Source organism: Vibrio cyclitrophicus, assembly GCF_024347435.1.
Classification (GTDB): domain Bacteria; phylum Pseudomonadota; class Gammaproteobacteria; order Enterobacterales; family Vibrionaceae; genus Vibrio; species Vibrio cyclitrophicus.
In genome coordinates this window covers 2,377,431-2,390,286 of sequence record NZ_AP025480.1, presented here as the reverse complement: position 1 = coordinate 2,390,286, position 12,856 = coordinate 2,377,431, and the positions used below count along the sequence as shown (strand labels likewise).

15 protein-coding genes are annotated in these 12,856 nt (G+C 44.1%); 14 read left to right on the top strand and 1 reads right to left on the bottom strand.

All coding sequences use genetic code 11. The features are described 5' to 3' along the window. Positions 1 to 6: 6 nt before the first annotated feature. The 14 genes from OCW38_RS10460 (at position 7) to OCW38_RS10395 (ending at position 11,259) form a co-directional block, all read left to right on the top strand. Positions 7 to 789: a ParA family protein gene (locus OCW38_RS10460; RefSeq protein ID WP_010439391.1), complete on the top strand. Its 783-nt coding sequence runs from the start codon at positions 7 to 9 to the stop codon at positions 787 to 789. Next, the gene (locus OCW38_RS10455) at positions 776 to 1,912 is read left to right on the top strand and encodes a chemotaxis protein CheW (RefSeq protein WP_065101235.1); all 1,137 of its coding nucleotides are present in this window, start codon (positions 776 to 778) and stop codon (positions 1,910 to 1,912) included. Before OCW38_RS10460 ends, OCW38_RS10455 begins: the two co-directional genes overlap by 14 nt. A gap of 54 nt (positions 1,913 to 1,966) precedes the next feature. Further along, entirely contained in the window at positions 1,967 to 2,461 is a 495-nt protein-coding gene (locus OCW38_RS10450; RefSeq protein WP_009848530.1) for a chemotaxis protein CheW, read from the top strand. Further along, positions 2,461 to 2,973, top strand: coding sequence for a DUF2802 domain-containing protein (locus tag OCW38_RS10445; protein WP_010439397.1), 513 nt, complete (start codon positions 2,461 to 2,463; stop codon positions 2,971 to 2,973). Before OCW38_RS10450 ends, OCW38_RS10445 begins: the two co-directional genes overlap by 1 nt. A 278-nt stretch (positions 2,974 to 3,251) precedes the next feature. Further along, positions 3,252 to 3,869: a cytochrome c biogenesis heme-transporting ATPase CcmA gene (ccmA, locus tag OCW38_RS10440; RefSeq protein ID WP_010439401.1), complete on the top strand. Its 618-nt coding sequence runs from the start codon at positions 3,252 to 3,254 to the stop codon at positions 3,867 to 3,869. Between the two features lies 1 nt (position 3,870). Continuing rightward, on the top strand, positions 3,871 to 4,539 hold the full coding sequence (gene ccmB, locus OCW38_RS10435; RefSeq protein ID WP_261893973.1) for a heme exporter protein CcmB: 669 nt from the start codon (positions 3,871 to 3,873) through the stop codon (positions 4,537 to 4,539). Between the two features lie 146 nt (positions 4,540 to 4,685). Further along, complete coding sequence (locus OCW38_RS10430; RefSeq protein WP_010439410.1) at positions 4,686 to 5,426, top strand: heme ABC transporter permease; 741 nt, start codon at positions 4,686 to 4,688, stop codon at positions 5,424 to 5,426. Positions 5,427 to 5,440: 14 nt separating this feature from the next. After that, positions 5,441 to 5,647 carry a heme exporter protein CcmD gene (gene ccmD, locus OCW38_RS10425; RefSeq protein ID WP_065100451.1) on the top strand — a complete coding sequence of 69 codons (207 nt, stop codon included), beginning with the start codon at positions 5,441 to 5,443 and terminating at the stop codon, positions 5,645 to 5,647. After that, positions 5,644 to 6,126, top strand: coding sequence for a cytochrome c maturation protein CcmE (gene ccmE / locus OCW38_RS10420; protein WP_009848524.1), 483 nt, complete (start codon positions 5,644 to 5,646; stop codon positions 6,124 to 6,126). The genes ccmD and ccmE overlap by 4 nt, the downstream gene beginning before the upstream one ends. Further along, the gene (locus tag OCW38_RS10415) at positions 6,123 to 8,093 is read left to right on the top strand and encodes a heme lyase CcmF/NrfE family subunit (protein ID WP_010439414.1); all 1,971 of its coding nucleotides are present in this window, start codon (positions 6,123 to 6,125) and stop codon (positions 8,091 to 8,093) included. The genes ccmE and OCW38_RS10415 overlap by 4 nt, the downstream gene beginning before the upstream one ends. A 5-nt stretch (positions 8,094 to 8,098) precedes the next feature. Then, positions 8,099 to 8,650, top strand: coding sequence for a DsbE family thiol:disulfide interchange protein (locus tag OCW38_RS10410; protein ID WP_010439416.1), 552 nt, complete (start codon positions 8,099 to 8,101; stop codon positions 8,648 to 8,650). Beyond that, on the top strand, positions 8,647 to 9,135 hold the full coding sequence (locus OCW38_RS10405) for a cytochrome c-type biogenesis protein (RefSeq protein ID WP_010439418.1): 489 nt from the start codon (positions 8,647 to 8,649) through the stop codon (positions 9,133 to 9,135). The genes OCW38_RS10410 and OCW38_RS10405 overlap by 4 nt, the downstream gene beginning before the upstream one ends. Next, positions 9,135 to 10,355 carry a c-type cytochrome biogenesis protein CcmI gene (gene ccmI, locus OCW38_RS10400; protein ID WP_065100450.1) on the top strand — a complete coding sequence of 407 codons (1,221 nt, stop codon included), beginning with the start codon at positions 9,135 to 9,137 and terminating at the stop codon, positions 10,353 to 10,355. Before OCW38_RS10405 ends, ccmI begins: the two co-directional genes overlap by 1 nt. Positions 10,356 to 10,473: 118 nt before the next feature. Beyond that, positions 10,474 to 11,259 (top strand): MlaA family lipoprotein, encoded by a 786-nt coding sequence (locus OCW38_RS10395; RefSeq protein ID WP_010439421.1) that lies wholly within the window; start codon positions 10,474 to 10,476, stop codon positions 11,257 to 11,259. A 94-nt stretch (positions 11,260 to 11,353) separates the two neighbouring features. Here OCW38_RS10395 and OCW38_RS10390 read toward each other — a convergent pair whose 3' ends face one another. Then, entirely contained in the window at positions 11,354 to 12,676 is a 1,323-nt protein-coding gene (locus OCW38_RS10390) for an outer membrane protein transport protein (RefSeq protein ID WP_065100449.1), read from the bottom strand. Positions 12,677 to 12,856 lie beyond the last annotated feature (180 nt).

Sequence of the window (12,856 nt, the reverse complement as noted above, 5' to 3'; positions counted from 1 at the left end):
ATCGAAATGATTGTTTGGAGTGTTGCAAACCAAAAAGGTGGTGTTGGCAAAACAACCACAACAGTGACCTTAGCAGGCTTACTTGCTTTAAAAGGGCACCGAGTATTGTTGGTTGATACTGACCCGCATGCATCACTAACCACGTATCTGGGTTACGACTCAGATAACGTGGAGTCGAGCTTGTTTGATCTATTTCAATTGCGAGAGTTTACGGCGCAGACAGTAAGACCTTTGATTTTGCAAACGGAAGTCGAAGGTATCGATATTATTCCTGCACATATGTCATTGGCGACACTCGATCGTGTTATGGGTAATCGCAGTGGTATGGGGCTTATCTTGAAGCGTGCTTTAGCTGCGCTAAAAGATGACTATGATTATGTGCTAATCGATTGTCCGCCAATTCTAGGTGTGATGATGGTTAACGCATTGGCTGGCAGCGATCGTATCTTAATCCCGGTACAGACTGAGTTCTTAGCAATGAAGGGCTTGGAGCGTATGATTCGAACTTTAGCTATCATGCAGAAGTCACGTAAAACACCGTTTAAGGTGACAATAGTCCCAACGATGTACGACAAGCGAACCAAAGCATCATTGCAAACATTAACTCAGCTTAAAGACGATTATCCAAATCAAGTTTGGACATCTGCTGTTCCTATTGATACTAAGTTTCGAGATGCGAGCTTAAAACGCTTGCCTGCATCTCATTTTGCATCGGGTAGCCGTGGTGTATTTGCTTATAAACAGCTGCTTATTTATCTCGAAAGGCTGGCGATAAATGAGCGCGAATAAAGAACTAACAGTAGAGCGTCCAAGCTTATCGAGTGAACAAGCATTGGATGATTACTTTACTGCGCTACTAGGCGATGAAAACTTTGAATCTGACGAGCTTTTTGTTGACGAGTGTGATGATGAGTCACAATCTGAAGAGCCAGAGCCAGAGCCAGAGCCAGAGCCAGAGCCAGAGCCAGAGCCAGAGCCAGAGCCAGAGCGTCAATTAGCGACTCATTACTCAAGCTATGCCGAAATACGTGCAGCTGAATTTGAGGTTCCTAATCTTGAGGATGTTCAGAAACTACTGAGCCGTCTAGAGGCGACTAACATTGTCGATGACCTCAATCTTGATGAGTTGATGGATCAGAATACACAGAAAATCGCTCAGCAAGCCGACATGCCAATGTTCGATGCCGCTGTAGAATCTGTTCAAGTATTTACTGAACCTGAAATTCAAGACTGGAACTTGCCAGAACCAGAGTTATCCATTGTTGCAGAACCTCAAATCGAATTGCAGCAAGCTGAAGATGAATTGCTAGAAACTGAACAAACAGAAGCGAAAATAGAATATTCCGAGATAGAGGTTGAAGCTCCTGAAGTCGAAGTTCAAGAACCTGATATTGAGACAGTTATTGAACCTGAAACTCAAGTTGGAGGAGCTGACCAGTTTACTTCTTGGGAAAGCACAGTTCGAACTGAAGATTTCCAAGTCTTGTATTTTGATGTAAACGGCGTGACCTTTGCGGTACCACTTGATGAGTTAGGTGGCATTCACCGCCTTGAAGAGTTAAGTCATATCATTGGTAAGCCAGCTTGGTATTTAGGTTTACAAACTAACCGCGATAGCCAACTAGATGTGGTCGATACCGCAAAATGGGTGATGTCCGAGAAACTATCGGGTGACGAATACAAAGAAAACTATCAATATATAGTCATGCTTGGAGAAAGCTTGTGGGGCCTCGCGGGCACCGAGCTAAAGGGCACAGAGTTACTTAATACAGATAAAGTACGTTGGCGAGAAATGGCAGGGAAACGTCCATGGCTCGCCGGTATGGTAAAAGAAAAAATGTGTGCTTTGATCCATGTTGAAGCATTAATCGCCATGCTAAACGCAGGGCTAGATGTAAAAGCATTAAGCTAATAAAACATATCAAGTTAATAATAGTGGTCGGTAACGACGGCAAGAGGATTATCTATGTCTCATATGAGTGAAGTTGAAGTAAGAAAAGATCAAACGAATGATGAAGTACTTCAATGGGTGACATTTCAGCTAGAAGAAGAAACTTACGGCATCAATGTAATGCAAGTACGTGAAGTACTGCGTTACAGCGAAATTGCTCCAGTACCGGGTGCTCCAGACTACGTTCTAGGTATTATCAACCTGCGTGGTAATGTTGTTACTGTTATCGACACTCGTTCTCGCTTTGGTTTGATGCAAGGTGAAATCACAGATAACACTCGTATCATCGTTATTGAGTCTGAACGCCAAGTTATCGGTATTCTCGTTGATAGCGTTGCTGAAGTGGTTTACTTACGTTCTTCTGAGATCGATACGACACCAAGTGTTGGTACTGATGAAAGCGCTAAGTTCATCCAAGGTGTTAGTAACCGTGATGGCAAGCTGCTTATCTTAGTAGATCTAAACAAACTACTAAGCGAAGACGAATGGGATGAGATGGCTCATCTGTAATGTTTGAAGCGCTTCCTATAAGCCCTGTTGCTCTGATAGCGGGAGTTGGGGTTTTTACGTTATTCATCGTAATTTTGATTAGCAAAGTAAAACGTGCGATTCAAAAACAGCTCGATCAATCACGTCTGCAAATTCGAAATTTGGATAAAGAGCTTCAAAAATCGAGTAAGCAATTACTTGAGGTTCGCTCTGTCGTGGTTGGGCTTGGTCAAAAAGTGACTGAGCAGCAAGATCTGATTAAGCACTTGAATGAACGTATTGTTGAGCTGGAACATGCTGATACCGATGGACGCTTGTACACTCGTGCAACGAAAATGGTTCAACTGGGCGCTGGAATTAACGAACTAATTGAAGAGTGTGAACTGCCGAAAGCGGAAGCTGAGCTCATGATGTCTTTGCAGAATAAGCTCGCAGGTAAAGAGAAAATTCCTTCGTTAAGAAGTAATCCTTCATCGCTAGATGGACAACCGGCCGCTTCTCGTGAACGAAGAGACCCACCTCGACGTCGTTAAATTGAGTGTTTATAGTGGCTCGAATGCCCGATATTTGTCACGCATTCCTCTTAAAAGAAGCTTCGGCTTCTTTTTTTGTATCTGCTTTTCTTATATAGAACGATGTTTATAAGTGCTTGTATATACGACAATATCTCGTTTGTTGATAAAAATGTGTAAATTGTGATGCGATGGTAACAGTTTCTTACGGAGTTTGTTCTCACGAAAACGCCTAGTCCTGTTTTGTCACCATGTTGGTGTGCTACTATAGCGCTCTCATTACTCGACTAAATTTACCTATGCTAGAAGTCTCAAATTTAACTGCTATTCGTGACGACAGGGTTCTGTTTGAATCGTTGTCTTTTCAATTGAAACCAGGTGAACTGGTTCAAGTTGAAGGTCGAAACGGTACCGGGAAAACGACACTCCTTAGGATTATTACTGGCTTAGGCGACCGAGATGAAGGCACTATTTCTTGGGATGGTGAATCCATTGAATCGAGTCGAGACACGTATCATCAAAATTTACTCTTTCTTGGGCATCAAACTGGCGTTAAACGCGAGTTAAGCGCTTATGAAAATCTAAGCTTTTATCAATCGATTCACAGCGGTGGAACGACGAAGGAAGAGCTTTACCACGCGTTAGCTCAAGTCGGCCTTGCTGGTCGAGAGGATGTGCCCGCAGGTCAACTTTCTGCGGGTCAACAGCGCCGTGTGGCACTGGCACGCCTTTGGTTGAGTAAGCAAATGTTGTGGATTTTAGACGAACCGCTGACTGCGATCGATAAGCAGGGCGTAAAAGTTCTGGAATCTCTATTTTCTCAGCATGCAGATAACGGTGGTATTGTGTTGTTAACTACCCACCAAGATATGTTTGCTGATAGCCCGAAACTAAGAAAAATAAAGTTGGGTGATTAATATGATCTCTTCAATGACCACTATTATTCGACGTGAACTGCTGATTGCGTTTCGACGTCAAGCGGATATTTTTAACCCTCTGTGGTTCTTCATTATTGTTATTACCCTTTTTCCTTTAAGTATTGGCCCTGAGCCAAACTTACTTGCGCGTATTGCCGCAGGTATTGTTTGGGTGGCTGCGCTGCTTTCTGCGTTGCTCTCTTTAGAACGCCTATTTCGCGACGATTTTCAAGATGGTGCCCTTGAGCAGATGATGCTGATGTCCATCCCGTTGCAGTTGGTAGTCTTGTCCAAGGTCATAGCGCACTGGTTATTGACCGGGTTACCATTAATTTTGATCAGCCCCTTGTTGGCTGTATTGCTGTCTTTAGATTTCGATACTTGGTTATCGGTTGTGTTAACGTTATTGGTTGGTGCACCAGCATTGAGCTTTATCGGTGCGATTGGTGTGGCTTTAACGGTAGGACTACAAAAAGGCGGTGTGCTTTTAAGTCTGCTTATTTTGCCGTTGTATATCCCAATTCTTATATTTGCAACATCAGCGATTGATGCGGCAGCACTGGGCGTTGCGTATAACGGTCAATTAGCGGTGCTTGGGGCGATGTTGATGGGTGCGATGACTTTGACTCCTTTTGCGATCAGTGCCGCACTTAGAGTGAGTGTGAACTGATAACGATGCCGTTATCGTATAGCTAATGTGAACCAAAAGTTACTATTGGACTCATAGAGTCAGCAAAACTGAAAGCAAGATAATAAATTATTATAATTATAGCTTTAATAGCTGTAAGCAATATGAAGTAAGAGTGAGATTACAACATGTGGAAATGGCTCCATCCCTACGCCAAAGCAGAAACCTCATATCAGCTTGCTGGTAAACTTCTGCCGTGGTTTTCGATCCTAGCGCTATTGTGTCTATCCGCTGGTACTGTATGGGGGCTAGCATTTGCGCCTTCAGATTACCAACAAGGCGATAGTTTCCGAATTATCTACATCCATGTTCCGTCTGCAATTTGGTCAATGGGCGTGTACATGTCTATGGCGATAGCTGCCTTCATCGGCTTGGTATGGCAGGTAAGGCTATCTGACATGGCCGCATTGGCGATGGCGCCGATTGGTGCTGTATTTACCTTCATTGCATTGTTAACGGGTGCGGTTTGGGGTAAACCAATGTGGGGCGCTTGGTGGGTTTGGGATGCTCGTTTGACCTCTGAGCTGATTCTTCTATTCCTATACTTGGGTGTGATTGCTCTACACCATGCTTTTGATGACCAAAAAACGGCGGCAAAAGCGGCAGGCATTTTGGCTATCGTGGGTGTCATCAACCTACCTATTATTCATTTTTCAGTAGAGTGGTGGAACACGCTTCACCAAGGTGCGACGATCACCAAGTTCGACAAACCTTCTATTTCTAGTGACATGCTATGGCCGCTTCTTCTCAACATCTTCGGCTTCGCTTTTTTCTTTGGTGCTGTGACGATGGTTCGTTTCAGAAACGAAATCCTAAGCAAAGAAAGTCACCGTCCATGGGTTCGCAAACTTGCGGCTGAAAAAGCGTAGTAGGGTAGGTAATTATGTATTTTGAATCTTTGAGTGATTTCTTTGCCATGGGTGGCTACGCCTCATATGTATGGAGTGCATTTGGAATCACTTTCCTCGCGATGATCGTCTTACTGGTGGTAAGCGTTCGTAGTGGTAAGCAATTACTTAGTGAAGTACAAGCTAAGATTGATCGTCAAGCTCGTATCGATGCAGCAAAAAATATGGAGAACACTCTATGAACCCAAGACGTAAAAAGAGGCTAGGCATTATCTTAGCGATCTTTTTTGGTATCAGTGCGACTGTTGGATTGATGGTTTACGCACTTAACCAGAACATGGATCTGTTCTATACACCAACTGAGCTGGTTAACGGAAAAGATGGTAAAAAACCAGAAGTGGGTCAACGTCTACGCATTGGTGGAATGGTCGTAGTTGGCTCTGTAAGCCGTGACAATGAATCATTGCGTGTAAGCTTCGATTTGGCTGATGTCGGCCCTAAAGTAACAATATTATACGATGGCATCCTTCCTGACCTTTTCCGTGAAGGCCAAGGTATTGTTGCTCAAGGTGTCCTTAAAGACGCGACGACAATTGAAGCGTTCGAGGTATTGGCAAAGCATGATGAAGAGTACATGCCTTCTGAAGTTGCAGAAGCAATGAAGAAAACCCATGAGCCTTTGCAATACACGACTGAACAAAAAGAAGGAAATGCTCAATGATAGCCGAGATCGGCCATTTTGCGATGATCCTGTCCTTGGGACTTGCATTGCTGCTCAGCGTGCTCCCATTGTATGGAGCCGCTCGAAATAACACATTATTAATGAATAGCGCACGACCGTTGTCGTGGGGCATGTTCGGATTCTTAGCGATTTCGTTCTTTATCCTGTGTTACGCGTTTTACACCAATGATTTTACAATCCAATACGTAGCAAGTAACTCGAATAGCCAACTGCCTTGGTACTATCGTATTACTGCCGTTTGGGGCGCTCACGAAGGTTCGTTACTGCTTTGGGTTCTTATTCAAGCAGGTTGGACGGTAGCAGTAGCGACGTTTAGCCGTGGTATGCCTCAAGAGTCTGTGGCTCGCGTACTGGCTATCATGGGCTTGATAACGGTCGGCTTCTTGCTGTTCATTATCGTAACGTCTAACCCGTTCCTACGTACATTGCCTTTCTTCCCTGTCGACGGTCGTGATTTGAACCCGTTATTGCAAGATCCGGGTTTGATTATTCACCCGCCAATGCTTTATATGGGTTATGTAGGTTTCTCTGTAGCGTTCTCTTTTGCAATTGCTTCTCTAATGAGCGGTCGTTTAGATACGGCATGGGCTCGTTGGTCGCGCCCTTGGACAATTGCCGCATGGTTGTTCCTAACGGTAGGTATCGCACTAGGTTCATGGTGGGCTTACTACGAACTTGGCTGGGGTGGCTGGTGGTTCTGGGATCCAGTAGAAAACGCTTCATTTATGCCTTGGTTGGCTGGTACTGCATTGATGCATTCGCTAGCGGTAACAGAAAAGCGTGGCACATTTAAAGCTTGGACAGTGTTACTGGCTATCTCTGCATTCTCACTAAGCTTACTAGGTACATTCTTAGTTCGTTCGGGCATTTTGGTTTCTGTTCACGCATTCGCGTCAGATCCTGCTCGTGGTATGTTTATTTTAGGTTTCCTAGTCTTTGTTATCGGCGGTTCACTGCTGTTGTTTGCTGTTAAAGGCGCATCCGTTCGCGTTCGCGGTAACTTCGATCTGGTTTCTCGTGAAAACGCGCTACTTGGCAACAACATCTTATTGATTGCAGCGCTTGTCGTTGTGTTAGTCGGTACGCTACTACCATTAGTTCACAAACAGCTAGGCTTAGGCTCAGTATCTATCGGTGCTCCGTTCTTTGACATGTTGTTCTTCTGGTTAATGATTCCGTTCTCTTTCCTTTTAGGCATCGGCCCACTGATCCGCTGGAAACGAGACAACCTGTCAAAGCTCGTTAAACCTATGCTGGTTTCTGGTGCATTTTCACTTGGCTTGAGCGCACTAATAGTTGCTTTATTGGCTGACCGCTTCAGTGGTACTGCCTTTGCTGGTTGGGTAATGGCATTCTGGATTATCTTCATGCACGGTTTTGAGCTGTATGAACGTGCGACTCACCGTCACACATTCCTGAAAGGTCTAACTAAGCTACCTCGTAGCCACTGGGCAATGATGTGTGGTCACATTGGTTTAGCCGTGACAGTGATTGGTATCGCGATGGTGCAAAACTACAGCATCGAACGAGATGTACGTCTGGCGCCAGGTGAAAGCTACCAACTTGAAGAATACGACTTCCTATTCACAGGCGTTCGTGACAAAGATGGTCCTAACTACGATGGCTATATTGCTGATTTTGAAATTACCAAAGAAGGCAAGTACATCAACACGCTTCACGCTGAAAAACGTTTCTACACCACAGCTAAGTCTATGATGACAGAAGCAGCGATTGACCGTGGCGTAACACGTGACCTTTATATCGCAATGGGTGAGCGTTTAGACGATAACAAGTCGTGGGCTGTTCGTATTTACTACAAACCATTTGTACGTTGGATTTGGGCAGGTTCGCTGATCATGGCGATTGGTGGTGTGATCGCTATCAGTGACCGTCGTTACCGTTTCCGTAAGCCAACGAAAAAGTCGGCTCAAGAGCAGGAGGCTTAATTCGAATGAGCAAGAAGATTTTATTCATTCCCTTGATCGCGTTTATGGTTCTCGCTGGAATCTTTGCAACGCAATTAATGCGCAACCAGTCAGGCGATGACCCGACTAAGCTTGAATCAGTATTGATCGGTAAGCCTGTTCCTGAGTTTGGTTTAGAAGATTTGGAACAACCTGGTAAGTTTCATGATCAAGCGATTTTCAAAGGTGAGCCACTGCTTCTTAATGTGTGGGCCACTTGGTGCCCTACTTGTTATGCAGAGCACTCTTATCTGAACAAGCTGTCTGACCAAGGCGTTAAGATCATTGGTCTTAACTACAAGGATGATCGCAACAAAGCGGTAGGTTGGTTAAAAGAGTTAGGTAACCCTTACCTGATCAGTTTATTTGATGGCAATGGCATGCTAGGCCTCGATCTTGGTGTTTATGGCGCTCCTGAGACCTTCCTAATTGACGCTAACGGTGTTGTTCGTTACCGCCACGTTGGTGATGTTAATCCAACAAACTGGGCAGCGACACTTCAACCGATGTACCAAGAGTTATTGGAGGAGGCGAAATGATTAAACAGACACTTGTAGCGTTGTTCGCCACTTTTGCTATATCTGCGTCGGTAACAGCAGCTCCTATCGAATTTCATGAATTTGATACGGTTGACCAAGAACAACAGTTCAAAGAGTTGAGTAACACGCTTCGTTGTCCGAAATGTCAAAACAACACGATTGGTGATTCGAACGCAGAACTTGCGGTCGATTTGCGTCAAAAAGTGTATGAGATGACGAAAGACGGCAAATCGAAGCAAGACATCATTGATTACATGATTGCGCGCTATGGTAATTTTGTGACTTACAACCCGCCATTGACGCTAGCAACATCGATTCTTTGGGTCGGCCCATTTTCGGTTGTTGTGTTTGGATTCGGTTTGATCATTTTACGAAGCAGAAAGTCAAAGTCGAAAGCAGTAGAGTCAGATAAAGACTGGGATGCAGACAAAGAAGCTCGCTTAAAAGCGTTACTCGACGAAGAGAACGACGGAGATAAGAAGTAATGACTCTATTTTGGATTTCTACAGTTGTCCTTTCATTAGCGGCGATTTTGCTTATTGTTCTGCCGTTCATTAATAAGAAGGCCAACAATGATGAAATGCTTCGCGATGAGTTGAATAAAGCGTTCTATAAAGATCGCTTAGTTGAACTAGAAGTAGAAGCGGAAGAAGGCCTTGTTGACAACCAGCAAGAGTTGATCGCAGATCTAAAGCAGTCTCTACTTGATGATGTTCCAACACAGAAAGATACGGCAAAAACACAAATCTCTACGGTTGGTGTGGTAGTACCCTCTGTGATTCTGGTTCTGGTTGTGACTTATGGCATGTACTTTCAGTTCGGTGCATTAGATAAGGTTCAACACTGGCAAGAAGTGAGCTCGAATCTTCCCGAGTTGTCTAAAAAGTTGATGTCATCGGAAGGTGGTGCGTTAACGGATGATGAGCTTGAAGATTTGACTTTAGCACTTCGTACTCGACTTCACTATCAACCAAAAGATTCAACGGGTTGGTTGTTGCTTGGTCGTATTGCGCTCGCAAACCGTGATGCTGAAACGGCAAAAGATTCTATGGAAAGAGCTTACAAACTTGAACCTAAGAATGAAGATGTTCAACTAGGTTTCGCACAGGCATTGATGCTTTCACCAGATGAAGCCGATCAAAACCAAGCTCGTCTGATTTTGAGCCGTTTGATTCAAAACGATTATGTAGACCTTCGAGTATTCTCTTTGCTAGCGTTCGATTCGTTTGAACGTCAAGATTATCCTGGTGCTGTTAAGTACTGGAGCATCATGCAGCAGATGATTGGTCCACAAGATAGCCGTTACGAAATGTTGTCACGCAGTATTGAAAGTGCTCAGAAGAAAATGGGCGACACCATGGGTGTTGACCAAGGTAAAAGTGTTGCAGTAACGCTTGAATTGGCCGCTGATGTGAACGCTGACCCTAGGTCTGTGTTGGTTGTTTCAGTACACAGAGCTGATGGCTCACCAATGCCTATCGCTGCGGCTCGTTACCCATTGGGTACTTTCCCTCGTACTGTTGTGCTCGATGACGGCAATAGCATGATGGAAGGTCTGAAGCTGTCTAGCCTTGAAACTCTGATGGTTCGAGCTAGGCTTGATACAGATGGCAACGTTTCAACTCGCGATGGTGATTGGTACGGTGAAAGTGAAGTGGTTGAACTGGGTGCTCCAGTGACTATCAACATCAATAAGCAATATTAATCATCAGTTTGCATAGGTGTTAGCTATTCCGATTTTGCGATAAACGGTATAGACTTACGCAAACAATTGAGGCCAGCGATTGCTGGCCTTTTTTATTATTCCTTATGGAAAAGGTGATATGTCTATCAGTGTTTTAAGACTCTCGAGTTTATTATTTATCGCAAGCTTAACGGTGGGTTGCTCTAGCGCGCCGGACGAAAGCGTTAACGATGATAACTTCGAAACCTCTGAATACGTCGAAGAGTCCCACCCGAACGATCCTTTTGAAGGCTTCAACAGAGCGATGTGGGATATCAACTACGAATATCTAGATCCTTATTTGGTTCGCCCTGTTTCTCTCGCTTATGTTGACTATACTCCTGTGCCAATACGTTCTGGCATTTCCAATTTTCTAGCCAACTTAGACGAGCCATCAAGTATGGTGAACAACCTCATTATGGGCAATGGTGAAAAAGCACTCGACCATTTTAATCGTTTTTGGATTAACTCAACGATTGGTTTGTTAGGCTTAATCGATATTGCCAGCGAAGCAGGGATCACCAAGTACGACGACAAATCATTTTCTGATGCGATTGGTCATTACGGGGTAGGTAATGGTCCGTATTTTATGGTGCCGGGTTATGGTCCACTAACGACGCGTGAAGTCACTGAAACCGTCGATGGTTTGTATGTCCCTCTATCGTTTTTGAACTTTTGGGCTAGCTTAGGTAAGTGGGCATTTGAAGGTATGGAGACTCGCGCTCAGTTAGTGTCACAAGAATCACTATTGGACGACTCGCCAGATCCATATGCTTTGACTCGTGAGGTCTACATTCAACGTCGTGACTTTAAAGCCGAAATTGAACCTGAAGAGTTTGATCTCGAAGAAGAAGACTTCATTGATGGTTATCTAGAAGATTACTAGAAATACGTTTTAGAAAATCGACAAAAGAAAGGCTCGATGTTGATACAACATCGAGCCTTTTTAATGCTTGTTACTTTAGATTAAGTAAAACAGATTAGAAGTGGTAGTCAGCTTGTACACCAACTAGCCAAACATTACCCGTTGTTGTACCAATAAATTGGCCGCCAACAGCTTCGGCTGCATCGTCAGATGCGTAACCGCGAGATTCTGTGATGGGAGCATCTTTAGCAATGATGTAAGTAAAGCCAGCATCCAATGAAAGCTGTTCAGACCATTGGTAACCAGCACCAACACTTAACCATGTGCGGTCAGTTTCTGGAATAGTGATAGTACGGTTTTTATCGCTAACTGCAGAAGTATCGTAAGCCACACCTGTACGTAGTGCCAGTTTAGGGTCAATTTGGTAAGTTGCGCCTACAGCAAAGCGATAGTTATCTTCCCAATTCTCAACCTTAACTGTATGGCTACCATATGTATCTAGCTCAGCTTGCAATTTTTCGAAAGAACTCCAGTCAGTCCAATTAAAACTAGCATGGATTGCAAGTGCTTTAGTGAGTTGATGGAAACTTGCAAGCTCTGCTGTTGCAGGAAGTGCTAACATCATATGTCCATTGTCACGTTGACCAGGTGTCATGCCAAAGCCGATGCCTTCTGCGTGACCTTCTAACTTCAGCTCAACCTCAGACTTGTAGGCAAAACCGATACGGTGGTCTTCGTTGATCTGCCACGCTGTACCTACTTGCCAACCCCAAGCGGTGTCTTCACCTTCCATATATTTCAGTGTAGTGCCTTCTGGAGCTGAGATCGGCATTTGGTTTGAATCTAGACCAATTGCATTTTTCGCTGGTGCTGTTGCACCGAAGCTGCCTTCACCCATAACGTAACGGATACCGCCACCAATGCTTACTTGCTCAACAACTTGATAAGCGAAGTTTAAGTTAGCTTCTTTAGTGATTACGCTTGCTTCGTTACCGAAATGAGATGCGTTGAAGTCGTCACCTAAATTCGTTTCCATTCCGTAATTCGTGCCAAATGCAAAACCGATAGCAAACTTTTCGTTGTAACGGTGAGAAATGTAAAGATTCGGGATAATAGCGTCATCTGCGAAATCGTTTGAAGATGCTTGGCTTGTACCTAACGCTGGGTGAGCGTGGTTTACTTCACCTTTAACATCAATGTTAGGGTTAACGTAAATACCACCAACAGAAACTTGTGTACCTTCTAGGTAAGTTAGCATTGCAGGGTTACGCCATTGAGCATCTGCACCGTCCGCCATTGCAGCCTCACCAGCGTATGCACGGCCTAGGCCTGTTGCTGAGTATTCTGCTAGTTGAAAGCCTGCCGCGTGAGTAACGGTAGAAGTCGAAAGTAGTCCAACTGCCACTGCAGTAGATTGAAGGGTCTTATTCATTTTCATTATTATGTTCGCTGAATCATAAGTATTTAGTGGCGTGATTCTACTTTTAGAGTCATTACTTTAAAAATGAAATTCGAATAAAACAGTGTTTTAGGGATTAAATGAGTAAATGTGTTTAATTATTAGAGAAATAATCTAAATGTTTCGGCCGTGTTGCGAAATTTGAGCGTACACTTGTAG

Excerpts from the sequence above, each read along its gene's own strand:
- OCW38_RS10460 (WP_010439391.1), top strand. The coding sequence starts at position 7 with ATGATTGTTTGGAGTGTTGCAAACCAAAAAGGTGGTGTTGGCAAAACA.
- OCW38_RS10455 (WP_065101235.1), top strand. The coding sequence starts at position 776 with ATGAGCGCGAATAAAGAACTAACAGTAGAGCGTCCAAGCTTATCGAGT.
- OCW38_RS10450 (WP_009848530.1), top strand. The coding sequence starts at position 1,967 with ATGTCTCATATGAGTGAAGTTGAAGTAAGAAAAGATCAAACGAATGAT.
- OCW38_RS10445 (WP_010439397.1), top strand. The coding sequence starts at position 2,461 with ATGTTTGAAGCGCTTCCTATAAGCCCTGTTGCTCTGATAGCGGGAGTT.
- ccmA (WP_010439401.1), top strand. The coding sequence starts at position 3,252 with ATGCTAGAAGTCTCAAATTTAACTGCTATTCGTGACGACAGGGTTCTG.
- ccmB (WP_261893973.1), top strand. The coding sequence starts at position 3,871 with ATGATCTCTTCAATGACCACTATTATTCGACGTGAACTGCTGATTGCG.
- OCW38_RS10430 (WP_010439410.1), top strand. The coding sequence starts at position 4,686 with ATGTGGAAATGGCTCCATCCCTACGCCAAAGCAGAAACCTCATATCAG.
- ccmD (WP_065100451.1), top strand. The coding sequence starts at position 5,441 with ATGTATTTTGAATCTTTGAGTGATTTCTTTGCCATGGGTGGCTACGCC.
- ccmE (WP_009848524.1), top strand. The coding sequence starts at position 5,644 with ATGAACCCAAGACGTAAAAAGAGGCTAGGCATTATCTTAGCGATCTTT.
- OCW38_RS10415 (WP_010439414.1), top strand. The coding sequence starts at position 6,123 with ATGATAGCCGAGATCGGCCATTTTGCGATGATCCTGTCCTTGGGACTT.
- OCW38_RS10410 (WP_010439416.1), top strand. The coding sequence starts at position 8,099 with ATGAGCAAGAAGATTTTATTCATTCCCTTGATCGCGTTTATGGTTCTC.
- OCW38_RS10405 (WP_010439418.1), top strand. The coding sequence starts at position 8,647 with ATGATTAAACAGACACTTGTAGCGTTGTTCGCCACTTTTGCTATATCT.
- ccmI (WP_065100450.1), top strand. The coding sequence starts at position 9,135 with ATGACTCTATTTTGGATTTCTACAGTTGTCCTTTCATTAGCGGCGATT.
- OCW38_RS10395 (WP_010439421.1), top strand. The coding sequence starts at position 10,474 with ATGTCTATCAGTGTTTTAAGACTCTCGAGTTTATTATTTATCGCAAGC.
- OCW38_RS10390 (WP_065100449.1), bottom strand. The coding sequence starts at position 12,676 with ATGAAAATGAATAAGACCCTTCAATCTACTGCAGTGGCAGTTGGACTA.